We start from the raw sequence: 24243 nt of genomic DNA, 5'->3' as shown, positions 1-24243 counted from the left end.
ACTTAGTTGAGCGCAGCCAGCGCCGCATCGTAGTTTGGCTCGCTGGTGATTTCGTTCACCAGTTCGCTATAAATCACTTTGTCGTTCTCGTCGATCACCACCACCGCACGTGCGGTCAGACCTTTCAGCGCGCCTTCGGCAATCGCCACACCGTATTCTTCTTTGAACTCAGCACCACGCAGGGTAGACAGCGTAACCACGTTGTTCAGGCTCTCTGCACCGCAGAAACGTGACTGGGCAAACGGCAGGTCAGCGGAGATGCACAGCACCACGGTATTGTTGGCTTTACCCGCCAGTTCGTTGAACTTGCGCACAGAAGCGGCACAGACGCCGGTATCAATGCTCGGGAAAATGTTCAGGACTTTGCGTTTGCCTGCATACTGAGAAAGAGTCACATCAGCGAGATCTTTAGCTACCAGAGAAAACGGTTTAGCCTGGGTGCCTGCCTGCGGGAACTGGCCTGCAACTGGCACCGGGTTGCCCTGGAAGTGAACATTCTGAGACATACGATTTCCTTTTAACGATGAAAATAGCTGACTTTTTAACACGTCAGTACAGGTATAGCCGTTGTTTATGACATATTTTTTAAGGGTTTACGAGAGCAAATCGTAGCGATTACTGAGCCGCCTCGCATTTAAGTGACGGATTAAAGGAGAAATAATGAGAACAGTAAAGAGTTATCCGGAAGCCTGGCCGTTGCATTCACCGTTTGTTATTTCCCGAGGCAGCCGCACTGAAGCGCAAGTGGTGGTGGTGGAAATTGAAGATGAGGGGATTCGTGGCGTGGGCGAGGCAACACCTTATGCGCGCTATGGTGAAAGCGAAGCCTCAGTGCTGGCACAAATTGCCAGCGTGCTGCCGCAGTTGCAGGCGGGTATGACACGGGCAGCCTTGCAACAGGCACTGCCGCCGGGGGCAGCGCGTAATGCCGTTGATTGTGCATTGTGGGATCTGGAGCGCCAGCAGCAACAGCAAAGCCTGGCGGAGTTATGTGGCGTCAGTCTCGCCAGCCGCATCGTCACCGCGCATACCGTCAGCATCGACACGCCTGATGCCATGGCCAGCAGCGCGCTGGCGCTGTGGCAGCACGGTGCACAGCTATTAAAAATCAAGCTGGACAATAACTTTATCAGCGAACGTTTGGTGGCGATTCGTAGCGCCGTACCGGAAGCCACGCTGATTGTCGATGCCAACGAGGCCTGGCAGGCGGAGGGACTGGCGGCACGCTGTCAGCTGCTGGCCGATCTTCAGGTGGCGATGCTAGAACAGCCACTCCCTGCTGCCCAGGATGCGGCGCTGGCAAATTTTATTCACCCGCTGCCGATCTGCGCCGATGAAAGCTGCCATACCCGCGAAAGCCTCGCCGCTCTGCAAGGGCGCTATGAGATGGTCAATATCAAACTGGATAAAACCGGTGGGTTGACGGAGGCACTGGCGCTGGCCGTCAGTGCGCGACAGCAGGGATTCGGCATTATGCTGGGCTGCATGTTGTGCACTTCGCGTGCCATCCGTGCGGCGCTTCCACTGACGCCGCTGGCGCAGTTTGCCGATCTCGACGGTCCCACCTGGCTGGCTGCGGATGTGGAACCGTCGCTGCATTTTGCTAACGGGGTGCTTATCCCTGCGGCTGCCAGCGCAGCAGATTAATCATGGCTTCCAGATACACCTCGGTGGCTTCGTCCACCGAAATCGGTGGCATCTCGGCGGTGATGCACAGCAGGTCAAGATCACTGCACCAGCTACCAAATGAGCCGGGGGTGGCATACCCGACACTGCTGACCACCGGCAGTTGCGTCTGCTGCGACAACCACTGCGCCAGTTCACTGTTGTGCGGATCGTCAATGCAGGCCAGTGGCTCATGCCAGGTCACCACCCAACGCGGCTTGATCTGATGAATCAGCTGACACAGCGCGCTGGTTTCTGGTTCTGATGAGGGACGTTCCCCGGTAGACAACACCACGTCCCGCTGGTCAGCCACGCTGTTCCAGCGGTATACGGTGTCACCACTTTGCCAGTTCGCCGCCGGAAAATTTCGGTTGAGATCGACACCATTGGCATTGGCGCGCAGGCCCAGCTGACAGCCATCAGGATTGACCGCCAGAATGACGTGATGACGGCGCAGAGACTCCGGCAGAGTGCGCATGGCACCTGATAGCGTTGCCACTGCGGCATTTTCGTCACCGTGGGTGCCCGCGATAATCAGACCGCTCTCGGCATCGGCAGCCGGAGCAGGAAACCACAGCAGCGGCGCACCCAGCACCGATTGCCCATATTGTTGCCAGACAGCATCCAGCTTGCCGCGCAGTGGGCGCGGGTGTAGTGACGACATAACAAACTTCCTCAAATTGTGACCGGGGATCCAGCCTCAACATAACGGTAAACAGCGCGCGGGAAAATAGCTATTTATCAATCAGCAATTTGCGATAAAGTGCCGAAAGTCGCTGGTGGCGCATTTTTTTTGGCGGCCGCCTTTTTTTGGGTAAAGGAGTGGTGATGAAAATAACTTTTCGCAAGACGCTTGCTGCCTTAATGGTTATCGGTGCAACTGCGCCGGTATTCGCCGCCAATGTGCCGCCGGGCGCACAACTGGCACCGGTACAGGAAATCGTGCGCCATATTAAAGATGAACCCGCATCGCTTGATCCGATGAAAGCCGTCGGCCTGCCGGAAATTCAGGTCATGCGTGATTTATTCGAAGGGCTGACCAATCAGGATGCGCAGGGTCATATTGTGCCGGGTGTGGCGCAAAGCTGGAGCAGTAACGATAACAAGACCTGGATTTTTAACCTGCGCAAAGATGCCCGCTGGTCCAATGGCGATCCGGTCAGCGCCCAGGATTTTGTTTACAGCTGGCAACGGCTGGTTGATCCGAAAAACAGCTCGCCTTCAGCCTGGTTTGCGACGCTGAGCGGCATCGAGAACGCTGAAGCCATCACCAAAGGGCAGATGAGCCCCGACAAGCTGGGTGTCAGCGTGCTGGATGGTAATCGCCTTAAGGTGACATTGTCACGTCCGGTGCCGTGGTTTCCCAGCATGGTAGCCAATGCAGCATTGTTTCCGGTGCCGGAAAAAGTCATTGCACAACAGGGTGATGGCTGGACGGCCCCCGGTAAGCTGGTCGGTAACGGGGCTTATCAGCTCCAGGATCGTGTCGTGAATGAAAAAATTGTGCTGATCCGTAACAGCCATTATTGGGATGATGCGCACTCGGTACTGACTAAAGTCACCTTCATTCCAATTAATGAGGAATCCAGCGCCACCAAACGTTATCGTGCTGGCGACATCGATATCACCGAATCCTTCCCGAAAAACATGTCCGCGCTGCTGAAAAAAGAGCTGCCGGGCCAGGTCTATACCCCGGACCAGCTTGGCACCTATTACTACGCCTTTAACACCGAAAAAGGCCCCACAGCCGATATCCGCGTGCGTAAAGCGCTGACATGGACCATCGATCGCCGCATCATTGCCGAGAAAGTGCTGGGCACCGGTGAGAAGCCCGCCTGGCGTTTTACCCCGGATGTGACCGCAGGGTTTACGCCGCAGAAAAGTTACATGCAGCAGCATAGTCAGCAGGAGCTTAATGCACAGGCTAAATCGCTGCTGACGGCAGCGGGCTACGGACCGGCGAAACCGCTGCATCTGACGTTGCTGTACAACACCTCAGAAAGCCATCAGAAAATCGCCATTGCGGTGGCATCGATGTGGAAAAAGAATCTGGGTGTCGATGTCACGCTGCAAAATCAGGAATGGAAGACTTATATCGATAGCCGCAACAGCGGCAATTTTGACGTCATTCGTGCCTCGTGGGTGGGAGATTATAACGAACCCTCTACCTTCCTCAGCCTGCTGACTTCCAGCCATAGCGGCAATATCGCGCGTTTTCATAATGCCGATTACGATGCCGTGCTGGCAAAAGCCAGTAACGAAACCAGCGCCCAGGCACGTAATCAGGACTACAACCGTGCCGAGCAAATTCTGGCTGAACAGGCACCGATTGCGCCGATTTATCAGTACACCAACGGACGTCTGATTAAACCCTGGGTGAAAGGCTACCCGATCACCAATCCGGAAGACGTGGCCTACAGCCGCGAAATGTGGATTGAAAAACACTAATCTCCCTGGCGGCCACTCTGGCCGCCTGTCATGTTTGCTCACAGCCTGAAGATTGCAACTCGTCGTCGCCACGCTAGACTGTATCGTATTGATTTTGATGGAGAGGCGAGTTCGTGAACGTCATTGAAGGTAAAGCATTGCAGGTTTCAGATGCCATTGTGGCTTGTCAGCTCGACGGTAAAGGTGGGGTGATCGCCATTGATGACTCTGAGGTCATCAATTGTGAACGTCCCTGCTGGTTACACCTGAATTACACCCAGGAGCAGAGCGCTGAATGGCTGCAAAAGACTCCACTCATCCCCGACGCCGTGCGTGATGCGCTGGCTGGCGATAGCATGCGACCGCGTGTGTCGCGTCTCGGCGATGGTTTTATGATTGTGCTGCGCAGCGTTAACCACAACAGTGATTCACGACCGGATCAGCTGGTGGCGATGCGGGTATTTATTAATGACAAACTGATTGTTTCGACGCGGCGTCGTAAAGTTTACGCCATCGATGAAGTGCTGACCGATCTACAAAACGGTAATGGCCCGGTAGACGGCGGCAGCTGGCTGGTGGATGTGTGTGACGCGCTGACCGACCATGCCAGCGAATTTATTGAAGAGATGCATGACAAGATAATCGAGCTGGAAGATGCCCTGATGGACCAACAGGTCCCGGCCCGGGGTGAACTGGCGTTGCTGCGCAAGCAACTGATTGTGATGCGTCGTTATATGGCCCCGCAGCGGGATGTTTATGCGCGGCTGGCCAGTGAAAAACTGGCGTGGATGGATGATGACAACCGTCGTCGCATGCAGGACATTGCCGACCGCCTCGGCCGCGGGCTGGACGATCTGGATGCGGGGGTGGCCCGGACGGCAGTGCTGACCGATGAAATCGCCGCGGTGCTGGCGGAAGCGATGAACCGGCGTACCTACACAATGTCATTGCTGGCGATGATTTTCCTGCCGACCACGTTTTTAACCGGCCTGTTCGGCGTCAACCTGGGCGGTATCCCCGGCGGCAGCTGGCATCTGGGCTTTGGCGTGTTTTGTCTGTTGCTGCTGGTAATGGTGCTGGGACTGGCCTGGTGGCTAAGACAACGCAAATGGCTATAAGCGCCATTACTGATGTTAATAGCGGGTTAGCAGAAGGTAACCCGCTGTAAATTAAGGATGCGAGGGCAAAAAAGCGTAAAAAAACTGATCGACGTCAATATCCATATCAGGCAACAGGAGCAAACTCTCTCTCGCAGGTGAATGCAACGTCAAGCGATGGGCGTTGCGCTCCATATTGTCTTACTTCCTTTTTTGAATTACTGCATAGCACATTTGATTCGTACAACGCCGGCTAATCCGCCGGCTTTTTTTTGTCCGTTTGCCAGTGCCGCTTATCTTTACCTATGCTTATAAGACATTCAGCGACAAGGAGAAGGGCATGTCTGTTATTCGCGCCACCGATCCCATTCCAACCGATCCACCACCGATTCCGGAACCGATTCCGCATCCACAACCCATTCCTGAACCCGATCCGCCGTACGATCCTGAGTTTCCACCGATTATCGATCCACCCCCGCATCGTTAATAAAAAAGGCGCGTAGCCGAAGCGACGCGCCTTTTTCTGTCGGGGCGAATTACTTTATCTGCAAAACGTCCAGACGGACGCTCAAATCGACAGCGTCTTCCTCTTCCGGCTGCCAGCCAGCAGGTTGCACGGGCAGCGTTTCCCGATCGAATGCCAGATCGCCACCATCAATCACCGCATCACCATGCTGAATGCCTTTGAAGTCAAACAGGTTAATGTCGGCCATATGGGAAGGCACGATGTTCTGCATCGCGCTGAACATGGTTTCGATACGGCCTGGGTAGCGTTTATCCCAGTCGCGTAGCATATCGGCCACCACCTGACGTTGCAGGTTAGGCTGGGAGCCACACAGATTACACGGGATAATCGGGAACTGACGGGCCTCAGAGAAACGGATGATGTCTTTTTCGCGGCAATAGGCCAGCGGGCGGATCACGATATGCTTGCCATCATCGCTCATCAGCTTCGGTGGCATACCCTTCATCTTGCCGCCGTAGAACATATTGAGGAACAGCGTTTGCAGAATATCGTCGCGATGGTGGCCAAGGGCAATTTTGGTACAACCCAGCTCAGTCGCGGTGCGATAGAGAATGCCGCGGCGCAGACGCGAGCACAGCGAACAGGTGGTTTTGCCTTCCGGAATCTTCTCTTTAACGATGGAGTAGGTATCTTCGTTAACAATCTTATACTCAACACCGAGGTTATCCAGATACGCGGGCAGGATGTGTTCCGGGAAGCCTGGTTGCTTCTGATCAAGATTCACCGCCACCAGTGAAAAGTTAACCGGCGCGCTTTGTTGCAGATTGCGTAAGATTTCCAGCATGGTATAGCTGTCTTTGCCGCCCGACAGACACACCATGATGCGATCGCCTTCTTCGATCATATTGAAATCGGCAATCGCTTCGCCCACGTTGCGACGCAGACGCTTTTGTAATTTGTTCAGGTTGTACTGCTCTTTTTTTGTGACTTCTTGATTTTCTGACATTATTTTCACGCTTTACAATGACGGCTTGAGGTGTGAAGCATCGCAGAACGCATCCCACGACTGAAAACCCCTCTGACATGAGTGCGTATGGTACGGATTGCAGCGCTGAACGCCAGCGCATTTTGCAGTTATCCTGGTGATACGGCTACTGAGATTCTTCAGATAAAGTGCCTGCATTCTGCCGCGATAATCACCGGAGCAGCTTGCTCCGACGCATTGCACACGCCTGAAGAGCCAGATACGCTGCCAGCGCAGACACCATCATTCCTGACACCATCAGCACTCGTTGCTCTGAAGCGTAGATGGTAGGTGACAGGCCGAGCATCACCGTTCCTGAATACGAGACGATATAGGCTATCGCAATGAGCCATGCCGCTTTCCTCTCCTGTTGCGCCAGGAACACCAGCAGGGTAGTGGCGAGAGCAAAGATGATAACCGTCGCGGCTCTGGCAATGGCGAAAGTGCTGGTTATATTCTCTGAACTGAACTTATAGATGGCATCAAAATTTGATGTAGCAAAAACTCTGCGTTCAATCAGTGACAAGATGATGGTTGCAATAAGCAGTAACAGAGAAAATATTTGCGCCTTTTTATTGTTACGGAGTATCAGGGCTAAACATAAATAAATAATACCGACTGCGATTGGCTGAACGGTGAACATCTGGTCAAAGGCCAGGTTTAATCCCATGAGGACTTTATCAACAAAGTTGAGATTAACAAAATCAGGCATCCAGCGCCCAATCTCAAGATGTAATCTATTGGCATTTCCTGGGCTAAGTATTATATACGTCAAGGCCAGCAAAGTGGTGGCCAGAGAGAGGAGTGCCATTTTTTGCACTGGCCCCCGGTAGAGTAACGCGATTGTCGGCAACAGAAAGAGATTGATGACCACAAGCTGTTCGCTGAACGACGACAAGAAAAAGATTATCGCGGTGAACAACGCATTTCTGTAGAGATGCTGCTCTGTCGTGCATCGTTTAAGCAGAGCAAAACCCAATATGGCAAGGGCAAACGGCCACAAATAGTTAACCGAACCCGTCATCCACAGGATGCCTTCATTGATAAATCCTTTCTTGATCGTGAAAAGTATGATCAGTAAAAAAGTCAGGCTTGATAAAATGACCTCTTTTTTATTTTTCGCCACGATCGCGGAAAATGAACACACTGTTATAGCGATAAAAAATGCATTTAAAAAAGCCCAGGTTTGTTTGTGGTTTATTATTTTTAATAACGCAAATTCAATCGGTGTGCGGGAAGACCAGGTCTGATAGCGTATGACTAACCACTGGAAAATATCTGGCGTGTGTGCCTGATTAGAAAACCAGACATCATCTGAATAGTGGGAAATGCCTTTTAGCTTTAAATAAGAAAATGCGCACAGGAAAATAATAAAAAAAAGAGCTGTGAAACTCCGTGTCATTGTTTTTTTCTACCTTGCGTACCTGATAAGTATTAGAACCCTGCTGACGTTATATTTTATCAGGTACGAGGCACGGGAAAAAGATGGGTATGATCATGATAAGCGCAGAATTATCATCTATACACAAATGATAATTATTATCATAAACTGGTCGAGTGCTAATAAAGGAGTGGTTATGAAGCCCGAAGCGAATGACATCCTGAAAACCGATTGCTGCATTGTTGGCGGAGGCCCGGCGGGGTTGATGCTGGGGTATCTGCTGGTGCGTGCTGGGTTACGTGTGGTGGTGATAGAGAAACACGCCGACTTCCTGCGTGATTTCCGCGGGGACACCATTCATCCATCTACGCTTGAAATCATGCATCAGCTCGGTTTACTGGACGAACTTTTACTCTTACCACATCAGCGTGCTGAAAAGTTGCAGGCTGAATTGGCCGGTGAGGAAGTTACCATGGCCGATTTCACCCGATTGCCCGTGCAATGCCGTTTTATCGCGTTTATGCCGCAATGGGACTTTCTCAACTTTCTGGCGCAGAAAAGCGCGCAGTTTGCCGGTTTCACCCTGCTGCAATCCACCACTTTCGACCGCTTTCTCTACCAGCATGACACCGTGCGGGGCATTCGGGCGAACACTGAAAACGGCCCGGTGGAAATTCAGGCTCCGCTGGTCGTGGGGGCTGATGGCCGCAATTCAGCGGTCCGTCTCGCCGCCGGGTTGACCAGTCGGGCGTTTGGCGCATCAAAGGATGTGGTGTGGTTTCGGCTGGATAAACAGCCGGGCGATCCGACCTGGGGAATGGGGCATAAGGGGCCACGGCAAAACTTTATCGTTATCGATCGCGGCAGCTACTGGCAATGCGGCTACACCATTGCGAAAGGCCAGTTTGAGGAATTAAAGGCGGCGGGCCTGGATCAGTTTAAACAGGCTATCGCTGCCGTGGCACCCTTTAGCGTGGAACGGATGTCAATGCTGGAGGAGTGGCAGCAATTTAAGCTACTGTCGATCCGTATTGACCGGCTCGATAGCTGGATGAAGCCCGGCGTGCTTTGCATCGGCGATGCGGCGCACGCGATGTCGCCGATAGGTGGGGTTGGCGTCAATCTGGCAATTCAGGATGCGGTCGCAGCCGCCAATTATCTGACGGAACCGCTGCGTCAGGGAGATGTCAGTCTGCGCGATTTGGCGAAGGTACAGAAACGCCGTCAGTTTCCGACGGTGGCAACACAATTTCTGCAAATTAAAATGAGCAGCAATAAACGTAAGCCCGGCAGTAAAAGCCCGATGCCGGGTCTTATCCGCCGCTTTCCCTTTCTGCGTTTTGTCTTTGGTCGCCTGATCGGGCTGGGATTCCGCATGGAGAAGCCACGGTTTTCTGGCTAAGTCAGCCACTGGAACCGGATCAGCATTCTTTGCCTGAATTATTTGTGCATTTATTGATCTGCGCGAAGATTTTGCTTTGTCTGCACTGACAGGATGGAAGCATAAGTTACTTTAGTTTCTAAAGGTGAGGAGAGGCAGATGCAAACGTACGACATGGTATTTGAAGAAGCGTGCCGCCTGGTGGGGCAATGTTACCTGGAACTGGCGCAGCGTGGCGCGGCGACAGAAAAAGATGTGCTGGCAACGGAGCTACAAAATCTGCAACTCCGTTATCGCGAATTAACCGGCTCTCCGAACCGGGCAGTGGAGATGGCGATTACCCAACTCAAGCCCTGTTGATGTGCGATCAGCCCGGCCATGTGTGCCGGGCTTTGTTTATGACTCGTTTTTCTCTGCTTTCCCTGCCAGTTCTGCCAGCCGCTGATAACGTTGCGTAGCAGCGTCGCTGGCATCGCGCCACAACTGAGCAGCGGCTTCCGGCTCGCTGGTTTGCAGCTGCCGGAAGCGCTGCTCATTCATCAATGCCTGCTCCAGCTCAGAGCTGGGTGGGCGTGAATCCAGTGACAACGCGGCTTTGCCCTGTTCCGCACGACGTGGATCGAAGCGATAGAGCGGCCAGAATCCACTGGTGGTCAGCAGGCGCATTTGTTCATGACTATAGGCCAGGTCATAGCCATGCTCCTCGCAAGGGCTGTAGGCGATGATCAATGACGGCCCCGGCCAGGCTTCGGCTTCCTGAATCGCTTTCACCGTTTGGTTGAGCTGGGCACCGAGTGAAATCTGCGCCACATAAACATGCCCGTACAGCAAGGTTGCCATACCAAGGTCTTTACGCGCCTTACGTTTGCCCTGTTCGCCAAACTTGGTGACGGCCCCCAGCGGGGTGGCTTTCGAGGCCTGGCCGCCGGTATTGGAATAGCATTGGGTATCGAGCACCAGCACATTAACGTTTTCACTCAGGCTCATCACATGGTCCAGCCCGCCATAACCAATGTCATAGGCCCAGCCATCGCCGCCAATCAGCCACACCGATTTATCCACCAGCGCATCGGCTGCGGTCATTAGCGCCTGGGCCTCCTGCTGCGTCGCGCTTTGTAACAAGGTACGCAGTTGCGCGATTTGTTCACGGCGCAATGATGGCGTGACATTGTCACCTTTAAGGGCGGCAACCAGATCTTCTGGCAAATGTGCGGCGCACTGATCCAGCAGACGCAACGCGCGCTGACGTTGCTGATCAACGCTCAGCCGGAACCCCAGACCAAACTCGGCGTTATCTTCAAACAGGGAGTTGGCCCAGGCCGGACCGCGCCCGTCAGCGTTGGTGGTATAAGGCGTAGACGGCAGATTACCGCCATAGATGGAGGAACAGCCGGTTGCATTGGCGATTAACAGCCGGTCGCCGTAGAGCTGAGTCAGCAACTTAATATAAGGCGTTTCGCCGCAGCCGGAACAGGCACCGGAATATTCAAACAGCGGGGTAATCAACTGAGAGGTACGGATATCGATACGCTCCAGTTGCTCAGCGGTGATCTCCGGCAGGGCAAGGAAGGCGTCGTAATTGATTTTTTCCGTTTCAACATGCTCCAGACGCGATTTCATGTTGATGGCTTTGATTTCCGGATGTTCACGATCGCTGGCCGGGCACACTTCAACGCACAGGTTACAGCCGGTGCAATCTTCGGGGGCGACCTGTAACACGTATTTTTGTCCGCGCATATCGCGCGATTTAACATCCAGTGAGGCCAGGGTCGCGGGCGCACCCTCCAGCGCTTCCGGCGACACGACTTTGGCGCGAATCGCGGAGTGCGGGCAGGCCGCCACGCAATGGTTACATTGGGTGCAGAGATTGGGCTGCCAGATGGGTACAGCCTCGGCAATGTTGCGTTTTTCCCATTGGGTGGTGCCGGTCGGCCAGCTGCCATCGGGGGGTAAGGCGGATACTGGCAATTTGTCACCCAGACCGGCCAGCATCGCTGCTGTCACGGTTTTGACAAAATCAGGTGCGTTATCAGCGACCACCGGGGGGCGATGCGGGCTGCGAGTATCGACGGCTTGCAACGGCACGGCTTCCAGCGCCTGTTGTGCCATCGCCAGCGCCTGCCAGTTGCGCTGCACCAGTTCCTCACCTTTGCTGCGATAGCTGCGGGCGATGGCGTTTTGCAGCTCGGTCAGGGCGCTGTCACCCGGCAAAATTTGCGTCAGCTGGAAGAAAGCCATTTGCATCACGGTATTGATGCGTGCCCCTAACTGGCATTCGCGCGCAATGCGGGCGGCGTTGATCACGTAAAAACGTGCCTGTTTGTCGTTCAGCTGCGTCTGCACTTCCTGTGGCAGACGCGACCACACTTCATCGGCCGCGTAAGGGGTATTCAGCAGAAAAATGCCGCCGGGTTTGAGTTGATCCAGCATCGAATATTTGTCGATGAACTGTAACTGATGACAACCGATAAAATCGGCCTGCTGAATCAGATAGGCCGACTGGATCGGTTGCTGGCTGACACGCAAATGCGAAACCGTCAGCCCGCCGGCTTTTTTCGAGTCATAGACAAAATAACCCTGCACCTGCCAGGGCGTGGCATTGCCGATAATCTTCAGATTATTTTTGGTGGCACTGACGCTGCCATCGCTGCCCAGCCCGTAGAACAAGGCTTCGAGGTGGGCGCGATTGGGGACAATATTGGTTTCCGGCGGCAGCGACAGATGAGTGACATCGTCATAAATGCCGACGGTAAAGCGGGCCGGTGGTTCGGGACGTTGCAGGGCGCGGAACACGGCCAGCACCGCGTCAGGTGCGAATTCTTTCGATGATAAACCGTAGCGTCCACCGCAGACGCGCGGCAACGTGCTGCGCTCGCCACGACTGTAGGCTTCCGCCAGTGCGGTCATCACATCCAGAAACAGCGGTTCGCCGAGCGCGCCGGGTTCTTTAGTCCGATCCAGCACCGCCACGCGCTGCACAGATTCAGGCAGCACGGTCAATAGATGGCTGGCGGAGAACGGACGATACAGGCGGACTTTGACCAGGCCGACTTTTTCGCCACGCTGCAATAACTCATCAATGGCTTCTTCGGTGGTGCCACAGCCGGACCCCATCATAATAATCACCCGCTCCGCCTGCGGATGGCCGTAAAACTCGAACGGCTGATAACGGCGGCCGGTTTGCCCGGCAAACGCTTCCATGGCATTAATCACATGCCCGGTGCAGGCGTCGTACCACAGGTTAGTGGCTTCGCGTGACTGGAAATACGTATCCGGATTGGCTGAGGTGCCGCGCACGGTGGGGTGGTCCGGGGTAAGCGCGCGGGCCCGATGCTGCGCAATCGCTTCCGGTGGCATCAGTGCCAGCAGCGTCTCGTCACTGATCGGGACGATTTTATTGATCTCGTGCGAAGTACGAAAACCGTCAAAAAAATGGATAAACGGGATGCGGCTATTGAGCGATGCCATTTGCGCAATCAGGGCGAAATCCTGCGCTTCCTGTACGCTGGAGGCACAAAGTTGCGCACAACCGGTCTGGCGTACCGCCATCACGTCAGAATGATCGCCGAAAATCGATAAGGCATGGGTAGCCACGGTACGTGCCGCCACATGCAGGACAAACGGCATCAGTTGCCCGGCCAGTTTGTAGAGCGTCGGGATCATCAGCAGCAGGCCCTGCGATGAGGTGAACGAGGTGGAAAGTGCACCGGTTTGCAGTGCACCGTGTACGGTGGCAATCGCACCGCCCTCGGATTGCATCTCCACCACACGCGGGACGTCGCCCCAGATATTGCGGCGGCCAACGCCCGCCCAGCTATCCGCCAGCTCTGCCATGGTTGAGCTGGGCGTGATGGGGTAGATGGCGATAACTTCGCTGGTACGGAAGGCGACAGAAGCCACAGCACCGTTGCCGTCGACGGTAATCATAAATCGTCCTTTGCTAAGCTGAGAATGCCCGTAAAATTGCCGGGGTTAATCATTTCAGTCTAGCAAAGCGTCCTGCCGTCACTTTCTTATCTGTGTGGTGTGCGGAATCCTGCGCACCGAAATCTAACTTTGCTGCTTTTTATACCACTTACGCCAGATTGCTGTGGGCCTGAAAGGCGGGCATTTTTCGCCGTTAAGTAGTAAAAAAACGTCAATCAGGATAATTCTGGTTGCAAAGCCGGAAAGAAAATTTTGTAAAAAGCTGTGTCGCCTCTCGACCCCTTGCGGCGCCTGACATATGCTGGTTCGAATTTTTCCCCATCCGCCCGGAGCCTGAACGATGAAAGCCGCTTCCTTCCTGCTGGCCGGTGCTGCACTGTTACTTTCTGCCTGCAGCAGCAATAGTGATAATGAACCGCCGCAACAGGCGACTGCCGCACATATACAACCGCAGGTGGTGATGTCGTCGCTGGCGGAATCGAATTGCTCGAATGCCGGGGGTACACTGGCGTTTTCACGTCAGCTCGATGGTTCCCGTATCGGGATGTGCCAGTTGGCAAATGGTCGTCGTTGTGATGAGCAGGCGCTGATGGGTGGGAGATGCGCCCGCTAACGCAGGCGCACACAGTCAGGCTTTTACCAGATTAGGACACTCTTCCCCCCGTTCCAGCTGGCCGAGATTGCTCAGCGTGCTTTCGGAGATGGCGGTTAAGGCTTCCGCCGTCAGGAATGCCTGATGGCCGGTAAATAATACGTTGTGGCATGCCGAGAGGCGACGAAACACGTCATCCTGAATCACATCATTCGATTTATCTTCAAAGAACAGATCCCGCTCGTTTTCGTACACATCCATCCCCAGCGCGCCAATTTTCTGCTGCTTCAGCGCGTCAATCGCGGCCTGAGAATCAATTAAGCCACCACGACTGGTGTTGATGATCATCACCCCATCTTTCATCTGGCTGAAAGCATGGGCATTCAGCAAATGGTGATTTTCTGGCGTTAACGGGCAGTGCAGGGTAATGACATCGGACTCGGCAAATAAGGTTTTCAAATCCACATATTCTGCGCCAAGCTCCAGCGCCTGCGGGCTGAGATAAGGATCAAACGCCAGCAGGCGCATACCGAAGCCCTTCAGGATACGCATGGCAGCCACGCCAATCTTACCGGTGCCGACCACGCCTGCGGTTTTATTGTGCATATTAAAACCGGTTAAGCCATCGAGCGAGAAGTTAGCGTCACGGGTACGCTGATAAGCGCGATGGATGCGGCGGTTCAGCGTCATCATCAGGCCCACCGCATGTTCCGCTACGGCTTCCGGCGAATAGGCGGGTACGCGCACGACCTGTAACCCAAGCGCCGCAGCGGCGGTCAAATCGACGTTATTGAATCCGGCACAGCGCAGCGCGATATATTTCACCCCCAGCGCAGCCAGTTCCTCCAGCACCACTTTGCCACCATCATCATTCACGAAAATACACACGGCATCACAGCCGACGGCGTTTTTGGCGGTGGTTTCTGTCAGCAGAAAGTCAAAGAACTCCAGTTCAAAACCGTAGCTGGCGTTGACGTGTTCGAGGTATTTCTGGTCATACTGTTTGGTGCTGTAAACCGCAACTTTCATTGTTTCGCTCCTGAAAAATGGAATGCAGGTATGTTCACAGGATAACGGTTTCTGCGTAACTTTGCTGGTGAATACCCGAAGCAGGGTTTAAGCCTTCAATAACCCGGCATAACATGCCATCATCTTCGTCAGGATTGTGTTAAGAACAGGAAAGTGAGCTGCCATGACGCGGGGCCTACGCCGATTACTTGCTGCGCTGCTGGCGCTGACATTGTTGCTATTGGGATTGTTACTGACGGTGACGCAATGGTTGCCACGTCTGGTCGGTATCTGGCTGCCGGACAATACCCGCGTGGAACTGAACGCTGCGCCCAGCTGGCAACAGGGCGGTCTGTTTATTCCTGAAGTCCGCTACCTGGCCGGGGATTGTGAGCTTGCTAAAGTCAGTGATGCCCGGCTCGGCTGGCATCAGCATCGCTGGCAACTCGCCGCCCGCCAGCTACAACTCAACAGTGACTGCCTGCAATCGTTGCCGCAAAGCAGCGTACCCAGCGACGCCCCGCGTACTCTGGCGCAATGGCAGTCGATGCTGCCCGGTGCGGATATCCATCTTGATCAACTGGTTCTTTTACCGTGGCAGCAATACGCCGGTCAGTTTGACCTGACTCTCGACAAAGACGCGCAGCACCTCCGTTATCAGGGCGACAATCTTCAGGTTGACGCACGTTTGCAAGGTCAGCAACTGCAACTGGCGCAGCTGCAATTAACCCACCCGTTACTGCCCAAACCGCTGGATGTGCATGGCACTCTGACGTTACCCACTTTTGCCGATGGTCTGCCGGTGGCCGGTGAACTCAGTGGCGATATCAGCCTGACGCAGTGGCCACAGCCGCTCAGCCTGGCGCTCAACTGGCAACAGCAGCAGGGTAAGCTGACGGTGCGTCAGCAGGATGACGAACAGCCCTTGCTGCAACTGCCGTGGCAGATCGACGATCAACACATCCGTATTACCCAGGGACAATGGCGCTGGCCGCAGCAGGGACAACCGCTGGCGGGGGGGCTGGCGCTGACGCTGACTGACTGGCAGCAGGGGCTGGAAAACACGCAGATCGAGGGACGCTTCAATTTGCTGACGCAAGGCAAGGGCGGCAAGGGCAACCTGGTACTGAGCGTCGGACCCGGCTCCCTCAGCCTGCAAAACAGCCATTTACCGTTCCAGTTAACCGGTGAAAGCAAATTTTCTGAGCTGCAATTATACGGTGCTATTCCGGGCGTATTGCAGGGGATGCTGACCGATCCGCAATTGGCGCTGAGGCCCGGTGCCTTGCTGCGCCTGCGTGGCCGTCTGCTTTCGACACTGCAAGTGGATGAGGCACGCTGGCCGTTGGCCGGGGTGACATTGAGTACGGCGGGGATAAACGGACGGTTGCAGGCGATCCTGCAGGCACACGATCCCAGCTTTGGCCGCTTCAGACTGCATCTTGATGGTCGGGCCACACAATTCTGGCCCGATCGGGGACGCTGGAACTGGCGCTACTGGGGCGACGGGGTGATGGAGCCGCTGAATGCCAAATGGGATGTGAAAGGCACCGGCAGCTGGCAGGACCAACTCATCAGTCTCGATACGCTGGACACCGGTTTTGATCAGCTGGCTTACGGCATGGTTGAGGTGAGCAAACCACGTCTTACCCTCACCGCGCCGGTACGCTGGCAGCGCGATGCACAGCAGCCCGCTTTTAACGGCGGCTTTGCTCTGAAGTCGGGTCAGACCAGCTTCAGTTACGGTGGCTGGTTGCCGCCTTCGGAACTCGATTTTGAAGCGAAAGGCAGCGACCCGAGCCAGTTTATCTGGCGTGGTCAGCTCAAGGCAGGCGATATCGGTCCGTTGCGGGTGCATGGGCGCTGGGATGGCGAACGATTACGTGGTGAAGCCTGGTGGCCAAAACAATCGCTGGCGGTGTTTCAGCCTTTACTCAGCAGCGATCTGAAGATGCGCATTCAGTCGGGCGATCTTCAGGCGCAGGTGGCGTTTTCAGCTGCCAGCGATCAGGGATTCGAGGCGGGTGGGCACTGGGTGGTGAAAAACGGCAGCGTCTGGATGCCAGATAGCGAAATTAATGGTATCGATTTCTCGTTGCCGTTCCGCCTGAAAGATCATCAATGGCAGCTTGGCCGACGCGGGCCGGTATCCCTGCGCATCGCGGAAGTGAAAAATCAGTTTGCTTTGCAGAATATCACCGCCGATTTGCAGGGCCATTATCCGTGGCAGGAGCGGCAGCCGCTGACGCTCTCCAATGTTAACCTCGACCTGTTAGGTGGCCACGTCAGCCTGCCGGAGCTGCGTCTGCCGCAGCATGACCCCGCGCGTATTTCACTGCGTGATATCGACCTGAGTCGCCTGATTACCGCGATTAAACCGAAACAGTTCGCCATGTCCGGCAAGGTTAATGGCGAATTGCCGTTGTGGGTGAATAATCCACGCTGGCTGGTAGAGAAAGGCTGGATCGCCAACAGCGGCCCGCTGACCTTTCGCATGGATAAAGACATGGCGGATGCCATCACCAGCAACAATTTTGCCGCCGGTGCGGCGATGGACTGGCTACGTTATATGGAGATCTCCCGTTCATGGGCCACGCTGGACCTGGATAACTTCGGCAATCTGACCATGCAATCGGAGGTGAAGGGCACCAGCCAGTTCAGCAATCGCCGACAATCGGTCAACCTTAACTACCGTCATCAGGAAAATCTGTTCCAGCTGTGGCGCAGCCTGCGCTTTGGCGATAATTTGCAATCCTGGGTGGAGCAAAATGCCACCCTGCCATCCAAAAAGGACCCCCAACCATGAGCCTGAGGGCATTACTGGTGCTGGCAGCCGGGCTGCCGCTGATTGGCTGCGTGCCGCGTATTGAAGTCGCGGCACCGAAAGAGCCGATCACCATCAATATGAATGTAAAAATCGAGCATGAAATTCACATCAAGGTGGATAAAGATGTGGAAGCCCTGCTGAAGAATCAGAGCGGTTTATTTTGAGGAGGGGGGCGATGAAGCGTAAAGGGATAGTTCTGCTATTGGCGCTGTTACTGGTGCCTTCCGCCTGGGCGCTGACGCTCGATCAGGCCCGCCAGCAGGGGCGGGTCGGTGAAACTTTGAGCGGATATATTGCGGCGCGTCAGCAGGACAGTGAGACGCTGGCGCTGGTCAAACGCATCAACGACGGACGTAGCCAGCAATATCAGCGCGTGGCGCAGCAGAACAATTTGACCACCGGTGAAGTGGCGCGCATTGCCGGAGAAAAACTGGTGAATCGTGCCGGATCTGGCGAGTATGTGCAGGGAATTAACGGGCAATGGCTGCAAAAATAGGCAAAAAAAAGCCGGGCGCTCAGGCCCGGCTAAAAGATGACACAGTTTTGCTTATGCAGCAGCAATCTCTTTGATCGCGTCTTTAGCATCGCTGGTTGCTTTGGTCGCGACTTCCGGACCGTAAGCAATACCTTCTGCGAACACGAAGTTCACGTCAGTGATACCGATGAAGCCGAGGAACACCTTAACGTACGGGGTCAGCAGGTCGGTCGGGGTGTCTTTGTGGATGCCGCCACGGCTGGACAGGATCACCGCACGTTTACCTTTCACCAGACCTTCCGGGCCCGCTTCGGTGTAACGGAAAGTGACGCCAGCACGGGCAATCAGGTCGAAGTAGTTTTTCAGCTGGGTCGGAATGTTGAAGTTGTACATCGGCGCAGCGATAACAACCACATCATGAGCCTGCAGCTCAGCAATCAGCGCATCTGACAGAGTCAGTGCTTCCTGCTGACGCGGTGACAGCGGAGTGTCAGAAGGACGCAGCGCGCCAACCAGCTCACCGTCCAGAACCGGAATCGGGTCAGCGGCCAGGTCACGAACGGTGACTTCATCACCTTTGCTCTTTGCCTGCTCAACATAGAAATCAGCCAGTTGGCTGGACTGAGAGTAACCTGCAAGGATGCTGGATTTCAGAACTAATACTTTGCTCATGGTGTTTTCCTGTTTGTTTACGCGGAAGGCTTACCGCTCAATGCGTTACACTCTACGAAGATTCAGGGCCGGGTAAAAGCGCAATATTTCGAGACCTATGTTCGAATTTATTGAATAAGGCAGCACGCATGGTCAGGGCGGCAGGGGCAAATTATGCTATGATGCCGCTCATTAATTGATTGAATCCGCCGGTATTTCCGGTCGGCAGTGCCGGAGCATTGCCACAACAGGTAACTCATCACTATGTCATCATCCGTTACTTCTCCTTTGGCCCCGTTGTGGACGCGACTCGAAAACCTGATGTTGCGTGATCGCCAGCGTTTGCAACGTCGGCTACATGGCGCAACCAAAGTGAAAAATCCCGCCGCACAAGAGGGGATTGCTACCGAGCTGGAGGCCGAGTTCAGCCAGGCGGAGCAGCGCGTCGCCCAGCGTATGGCCGCGACGCCACGCATCACTTTCCCGGAAAATCTGCCCGTCAGCCAGAAACAGCAGGCGATTGCCGAGGCCATTCGCGACCATCAGGTGGTGATTGTTGCGGGTGAAACCGGCTCGGGCAAAACGACACAGCTGCCGAAAATCTGTCTGACGCTGGGTCGGGGTGTGAAAGGGTTGATTGGTCATACCCAGCCGCGCCGTCTGGCTGCACGTACCGTCGCCAACCGTATTGCCGACGAACTGGAGACCTCGCTCGGTGGCTGCATTGGTTATAAGGTCCGTTTTAATGATCAGGTCAGCGACACCACCCAGGTGAAGTTGATGACCGACGGTATTCTGCTGGCAGAGATTCAGCAGGACCGCATGTTGTTGCAGTACGATACCATCATCATCGATGAAGCGCATGAACGCAGCCTGAACATCGATTTTCTGCTGGGTTATCTGCGCGAGCTGCTGCCGCGTCGCCCGGATCTCAAGGTGATCATCACCTCTGCGACCATCGATCCGCAGCGCTTTTCGCGCCACTTTAACAACGCGCCGGTGATTGAAGTTTCTGGCCGCACCTTCCCGGTGGAAGTGCGTTACCGTCCCATCGTTGAAGAAGCGGACGACACCGATCGTGACCAGCTTCAGGCCATCTTTGATGCGGTGGATGAGCTGGGCCAGGAAAGCCGGGGCGATATCCTGATTTTTATGAGCGGTGAGCGTGAAATCCGCGATACCGCCGATGCGCTGATGAAACGTGATCTGCCGCATACCGAAATTCTGCCGCTGTATGCGCGTCTGTCGAATGCGGAACAGAACCGGGTGTTCCAGTCCCACAGCGGACGGCGCATCGTGCTGGCGACCAACGTGGCGGAAACCTCGCTCACTGTACCGGGCATTAAATACGTTATTGACCCCGGCACGGCGCGTATCAGTCGCTATAGCTATCGCACCAAAGTGCAGCGCCTGCCGATTGAGCCGGTCTCCCAGGCCTCAGCCAATCAGCGTAAAGGCCGCTGCGGCCGTGTCTCGGAAGGCATCTGTATCCGGCTGTACTCAGAAGACGATTTCCTGAGCCGCCCGGAATTTACCGACCCGGAGATTCTGCGTACCAACCTCGCGTCGGTTATTTTGCAGATGACCGCGCTCGGCCTCGGCGATATTGGCGCGTTCCCGTTTGTTGAAGCCCCGGATAAACGCAATATTCAGGACGGGGTCAGGTTGCTGGAGGAGCTGGGGGCGATCACCGTCAATGAAGACGGGCACTACAAACTGACCGCATCTGGGCGGCAGCTGGCATCGCTGCCGGTGGACCCACGCCTGGCGCGTATGGTGCTGGAAGCGCAGAAATTTGGGTGTGTGCGCGAAGCGATGATCATCACTGCGGCGCTCTCGATTCAGGATCCGCGTGAGCGTCCGGTGGAGAAACAGCAGGCATCGGACGAGAAACATCGGCGATTTGCAGAGAAAGAGTCCGACTTTCTCACGTTCGTGAATTTATGGAACTATCTACAGGAACAGCAAAAAGCGCTGTCAGGGAATCAGTTCCGTCGCCAGTGTAAAAGCGACTACCTCAACTATCTGCGCGTACGTGAATGGCAGGATATTTACACCCAGCTGCGCCAGGTGGTGCGTGAGCAGGGGATGCCGGTCAACAGCGAACCGGCACCGTATCGTGAAGTTCACTGCGCTTTGCTGAGCGGGCTGCTATCGCATATCGGCCAGAAAGATGCCGATAAACAGGAGTTTACTGGCGCACGCAATGCCCACTTCTCCATCTTCCCCGGTTCCGGTCTGTTCAAAAAACCGCCAAAATGGACCATGGTGGCGGAACTGGTGGAAACCAGTCGTCTGTGGGGACGTATCGCCGCCCGCATCGATCCAGAGTGGATCGAGCCGCTGGCACAGCATCTGATCAAGCGCAGCTACAGCGAGCCGCACTGGGAGAAAGCCCAGGGCGCCGTGATGGCGACGGAAAAGGTCACGCTGTACGGTTTGCCGATTGTGCAGGCACGCAAGGTGAATTACAGCCAAATCGACGCGCCGCTGAGCCGTGAATTGTTTATCCGCCATGCGCTGGTGGAAGGTGACTGGCAGACGCGTCACGCCTTTTTCCGCAACAATCAGAAGCTGCGTAGCGAAGTCGAAGATCTGGAACATAAATCGCGTCGGCGCGATATCCTGGTCGATGATGAGACGTTGTTTGCCTTTTACGATCGGCGTATCGCCAGTGACGTCGTTTCGGCGCGTCATTTTGACAACTGGTGGAAAAAAGCCAGCAAGGACAATCCTGACCTGCTCAGCTTCGATAAACAGATGCTGATTAAGGACGGTGCGGAAAAAGTCAGCCAGCTTGATTACCCGAATTTCTGGCATCAGGGCAACCTGAAGCTGAAACTCAGTTACCAGTTTGAACCGGGTGCCGATGCCGATGGGGTGACGGTACATATTCCACTGCCGTTGCTGAACCAGGTGGATGAGGCCGGGTTCGAGTGGCAAATCCCTGGCGTGCGCCGCGAGCTGGTGATTGCCCTGATTAAATCGTTACCGAAACCGGTACGACGCAATCTGGTGCCCGCGCCAAACTATGCTGAAGCCTTCCTCGGTCGTGTCACCGCGCTGGAATTGCCGTTGCTGGACGCGCTGGAGCGTGAGTTCCGCCGGATGACGGGGGTCACCATTGACCGCGAAGCCTGGCAATGGGATCAGGTGCCCGATCACCTGAAAATGACCTTCCGCGTGGTGGATGAACACAACCGCAAGTTACAGGAAGGCAAAGACCTGCATCAGCTGAAGCTGGCACTGAAAGGCAAAGTACAGGAAACGCTGTCCAAAGTGGCGGATGACGGGCTGGAGCAAAGCGGTCTGCATATCTGGAGCTTCGGCGATTTACCGCAAAGCTATGAGCAGAAACGCGGTAGCTATCAGGTTAAAGCCTGGCCTGCGCTGGTGGATGAGAAAGATAGCGTTGCGATTCGCCTGTTCGACAGCGAGCAGGAGCAACAAAAAATGATGTGGCGCGGTCAGCGTCGCTTATTGCTGCTGAACATCCCATCGCCTATCAAGTATCTGCATGAGAAGCTGCCCAACAAGGCCAAGCTCGGCTTGTACTTTAACCCGTATGGCAAGGTGCTGGAGCTGATTGACGACTGCATCGCCTGCGGTGTGGATAAGCTGATGGGCGAAGCAGGCGGCCCGGCGTGGCAACAGGAGAACTTTGAGCAGCTGCGCGATAAAGTGCGTGCCGAACTGAACGAGACGGTTGTCACCATTGCGAAACAGGTGGAACAGATCCTGACCTGCGTTTTCAATATCAACAAACGCCTGAAAGGCCGGGTGGATATGTCACTGGCGCTGGCACTGGCGGATATTAAGAATCAGATGAGCGGGCTGGTGTATCGCGGTTTCGTGACCGGCAACGGCTGGCAGCGTCTGGCAGATACCTTGCGTTATTTGCAGGGCATTGAGCGCCGTCTGGAGAAATTGCCGGTCGATCCGCACAGCGATCGCGCCCGGATGCTGAAAGTGCAGGCGGTGGAGCAGGCATGGCAAAGCTGGCGTAACAAGCTGCCGCCGCAGCGTCAGGATGATGCGGAAGTGCTGGCGATTCGCTGGATGCTGGAAGAGTTGCGTATCAGCTACTTTGCCCAGCAACTGGGGACGCCTTATCCGATTTCGGATAAACGCATTTTGCAGACCATGGAGCAGATAAACTGATCGCGCGTTGCCACAGGCAACGCTCATTCATTGTAGCGGCGCGATTTATCGCGCGGGTTTTGAGTAAAGCGCAATGTTATTGCGCTAACTCTTCCAGCTTGTCGCGGAATGAGGTGACCGCAATGGCGCGGTTATCCGCACGGTAACGATCGGCGGGAGCAGGGGCGGAGCTTTGTACCGCAATTAATTGCCAGCCGTCATCTTTCTTCAGCAGCAGCGGTGAACCACTGTCGCCAGGCAGGGTATCGCATTGGTGCGACAATACCGCGCGCTGTGCCCAGCCGGTAATCAGACAATCGCTGTGCGAATACAGCGTATCCAGATGATCTGCCGGGTAACCGGCCTGAGTTACCTGACGTCCTGTGGCTTTCAGCGCGTCCGTCAGATCGCTACGCGAACCGTCAAACAGCGGAATCGGTGTAATCGCGGAGGGCGGGTTGTGCAGGATAATCAAACCGTAATCAAAAGGTGCGGCGTCAGGTGGGACAATCCAGCCTTCACCATCGGCTTTCAGCTTGCGTGCCAGTGAGGGTTCCACGCGCGCATCAATATCATGAATTTCATAGCGCCAGCCTTTTTTGCCAGCCATAAAACGCAGCGCCACCGGCTTATCGAATTTGCCTGGTGGGGTCAGTAAACAGTGACCTGCGGTTAATGCCAGATGGGCAGAAATCAACGTCGCTGTGCAAAGATTGCCGCTTTCGGTCTCCAGTTGACCAATGGCATCCCAGGGCGCAGCGCTGACATCAGTGATGGCTTTGCGGTGATCCTTGCCAAAGAACAGCGTTTTAATCTCGTCCGGGCTTGGCCCGTCTTCATCATCGGCATGTGCTGCGAGGTTAAAACTGAAAATACCAACAAATAACAGGATAGCCAGGCGCATAGTTCTCTCAATGGCGAGAATAAGTAGAGGTTTTTGTCATCACGCTTGAGCGATAACTATAGTCGGTGAGCGGTAAAAAAGGGAGAAATATTGGGATAATCAGCACGCTACAACGACTAAATAAAAAAGCTGGCTGCGACAATGCCGCACAGGATCACCACAATCAGAATGATTTCGAAGCGATAGCGACGCACCATGTTCCGCTACTCCAGTAAACAAACACCCGGCAGAACCGGGTGTTTTCAATCATTAATGCAAGGTCGGGCGCGCGGAGGCAA

At 54.9% G+C, this 24243-nt stretch carries 20 protein-coding genes; 11 read left to right on the top strand and 9 right to left on the bottom strand.

The window, feature by feature from the left end; translation table 11 throughout:
- Positions 1-2: 2 nt before the first annotated feature.
- On the bottom strand, positions 3-506 hold the full coding sequence (tpx, locus tag HA50_RS10410; RefSeq protein ID WP_084875021.1) for a thiol peroxidase: 504 nt from the start codon (positions 504-506) through the stop codon (positions 3-5).
- 154 nt (positions 507-660) lie between these two features.
- On the opposite strand from tpx, the gene ycjG reads away from it, so the two are divergent.
- On the top strand, positions 661-1647 hold the full coding sequence (gene ycjG, locus HA50_RS10405; protein WP_084875018.1) for an L-Ala-D/L-Glu epimerase: 987 nt from the start codon (positions 661-663) through the stop codon (positions 1645-1647).
- Here the strand turns inward: ycjG and mpaA are convergent.
- Positions 1616-2329 carry a murein tripeptide amidase MpaA gene (mpaA, locus tag HA50_RS10400; protein WP_084875015.1) on the bottom strand — a complete coding sequence of 238 codons (714 nt, stop codon included), beginning with the start codon at positions 2327-2329 and terminating at the stop codon, positions 1616-1618. The two genes, ycjG and mpaA, sit on opposite strands and share 32 nt — an antisense overlap.
- Before the next feature lie 164 nt (positions 2330-2493).
- Between mpaA and HA50_RS10395 the strand changes: the two genes are divergently transcribed.
- The 3 genes from HA50_RS10395 to HA50_RS31530 all read left to right on the top strand — a co-directional run bounded on the left by HA50_RS10395 (position 2494) and on the right by HA50_RS31530 (position 5676).
- The gene (locus HA50_RS10395; RefSeq protein ID WP_084875011.1) at positions 2494-4113 is read left to right on the top strand and encodes a peptide ABC transporter substrate-binding protein; all 1620 of its coding nucleotides are present in this window, start codon (positions 2494-2496) and stop codon (positions 4111-4113) included.
- Positions 4114-4226: 113 nt separating this feature from the next.
- Positions 4227-5210, top strand: a complete 984-nt coding sequence (zntB, locus tag HA50_RS10390) for a zinc transporter ZntB (RefSeq protein ID WP_084875009.1) — start codon at positions 4227-4229, stop codon at positions 5208-5210.
- Between the two features lie 319 nt (positions 5211-5529).
- Positions 5530-5676, top strand: a complete 147-nt coding sequence (locus HA50_RS31530; protein ID WP_167379243.1) for a hypothetical protein — start codon at positions 5530-5532, stop codon at positions 5674-5676.
- 49 nt (positions 5677-5725) lie between these two features.
- Here HA50_RS31530 and ttcA read toward each other — a convergent pair whose 3' ends face one another.
- Together ttcA and HA50_RS10380 are read right to left on the bottom strand one after the other, a co-directional pair.
- Positions 5726-6661, bottom strand: a complete 936-nt coding sequence (gene ttcA, locus HA50_RS10385; protein WP_084875007.1) for a tRNA 2-thiocytidine(32) synthetase TtcA — start codon at positions 6659-6661, stop codon at positions 5726-5728.
- A gap of 190 nt (positions 6662-6851) precedes the next feature.
- Complete coding sequence (locus HA50_RS10380) at positions 6852-8081, bottom strand: DUF6056 family protein (protein WP_084875005.1); 1230 nt, start codon at positions 8079-8081, stop codon at positions 6852-6854.
- Positions 8082-8256: 175 nt separating this feature from the next.
- On the opposite strand from HA50_RS10380, the gene HA50_RS10375 reads away from it, so the two are divergent.
- Positions 8257-9462, top strand: coding sequence for an FAD-dependent oxidoreductase (locus HA50_RS10375; RefSeq protein ID WP_084875003.1), 1206 nt, complete (start codon positions 8257-8259; stop codon positions 9460-9462).
- A gap of 138 nt (positions 9463-9600) precedes the next feature.
- Positions 9601-9801, top strand: a complete 201-nt coding sequence (locus HA50_RS10370; protein WP_084875001.1) for a DUF2767 family protein — start codon at positions 9601-9603, stop codon at positions 9799-9801.
- A gap of 36 nt (positions 9802-9837) precedes the next feature.
- On the opposite strand, the gene nifJ is transcribed toward HA50_RS10370, so the two are convergent.
- The gene (nifJ, locus tag HA50_RS10365; protein ID WP_084874999.1) at positions 9838-13368 is read right to left on the bottom strand and encodes a pyruvate:ferredoxin (flavodoxin) oxidoreductase; all 3531 of its coding nucleotides are present in this window, start codon (positions 13366-13368) and stop codon (positions 9838-9840) included.
- Positions 13369-13708: 340 nt separating this feature from the next.
- Between nifJ and HA50_RS10360 the strand changes: the two genes are divergently transcribed.
- A complete protein-coding gene (locus HA50_RS10360; protein ID WP_084874997.1) occupies positions 13709-13981 on the top strand; it encodes a putative hemolysin in 273 nt (90 codons plus the stop codon).
- A gap of 15 nt (positions 13982-13996) precedes the next feature.
- Here the strand turns inward: HA50_RS10360 and HA50_RS10355 are convergent, their stop codons facing one another.
- Positions 13997-14989 carry a 2-hydroxyacid dehydrogenase gene (locus HA50_RS10355; RefSeq protein ID WP_084874994.1) on the bottom strand — a complete coding sequence of 331 codons (993 nt, stop codon included), beginning with the start codon at positions 14987-14989 and terminating at the stop codon, positions 13997-13999.
- A gap of 163 nt (positions 14990-15152) precedes the next feature.
- Here HA50_RS10355 and HA50_RS10350 point away from each other — a divergent pair, with 163 nt between their 5' ends.
- Genes HA50_RS10350 through HA50_RS10340 form a run of 3 tightly spaced genes read left to right on the top strand, consistent with a single transcriptional unit; the run spans position 15153 to position 18291 of the window.
- Entirely contained in the window at positions 15153-17774 is a 2622-nt protein-coding gene (locus HA50_RS10350) for a YdbH family protein (protein WP_084874992.1), read from the top strand.
- Entirely contained in the window at positions 17771-17959 is a 189-nt protein-coding gene (locus HA50_RS10345) for a YnbE family lipoprotein (RefSeq protein ID WP_013509194.1), read from the top strand. Before HA50_RS10350 ends, HA50_RS10345 begins: the two co-directional genes overlap by 4 nt.
- A gap of 11 nt (positions 17960-17970) precedes the next feature.
- Positions 17971-18291, top strand: a complete 321-nt coding sequence (locus tag HA50_RS10340) for a YdbL family probable chaperone protein (RefSeq protein WP_084874990.1) — start codon at positions 17971-17973, stop codon at positions 18289-18291.
- Positions 18292-18342: 51 nt separating this feature from the next.
- Here the strand turns inward: HA50_RS10340 and azoR are convergent, their stop codons facing one another.
- The gene (gene azoR / locus HA50_RS10335; RefSeq protein ID WP_084874988.1) at positions 18343-18942 is read right to left on the bottom strand and encodes an FMN-dependent NADH-azoreductase; all 600 of its coding nucleotides are present in this window, start codon (positions 18940-18942) and stop codon (positions 18343-18345) included.
- Between the two features lie 243 nt (positions 18943-19185).
- On the opposite strand from azoR, the gene hrpA reads away from it, so the two are divergent.
- Complete coding sequence (hrpA, locus tag HA50_RS10330; RefSeq protein WP_084874986.1) at positions 19186-23082, top strand: ATP-dependent RNA helicase HrpA; 3897 nt, start codon at positions 19186-19188, stop codon at positions 23080-23082.
- 76 nt (positions 23083-23158) lie between these two features.
- On the opposite strand, the gene HA50_RS10325 is transcribed toward hrpA, so the two are convergent.
- Positions 23159-23965 (bottom strand): trypsin-like serine peptidase, encoded by an 807-nt coding sequence (locus HA50_RS10325; protein WP_084874984.1) that lies wholly within the window; start codon positions 23963-23965, stop codon positions 23159-23161.
- Positions 23966-24081: 116 nt separating this feature from the next.
- Positions 24082-24162, bottom strand: coding sequence for a small membrane protein YdgU (ydgU, locus tag HA50_RS32270; protein ID WP_462982560.1), 81 nt, complete (start codon positions 24160-24162; stop codon positions 24082-24084).
- Positions 24163-24243 lie beyond the last annotated feature (81 nt).

Origin of the sequence: Pantoea cypripedii, assembly GCF_002095535.1 — a bacterium.
Classification (GTDB): Bacteria; Pseudomonadota; Gammaproteobacteria; order Enterobacterales; family Enterobacteriaceae; genus Pantoea; species Pantoea cypripedii.
This window is presented reverse-complemented; position numbering and strand designations above follow the sequence as displayed.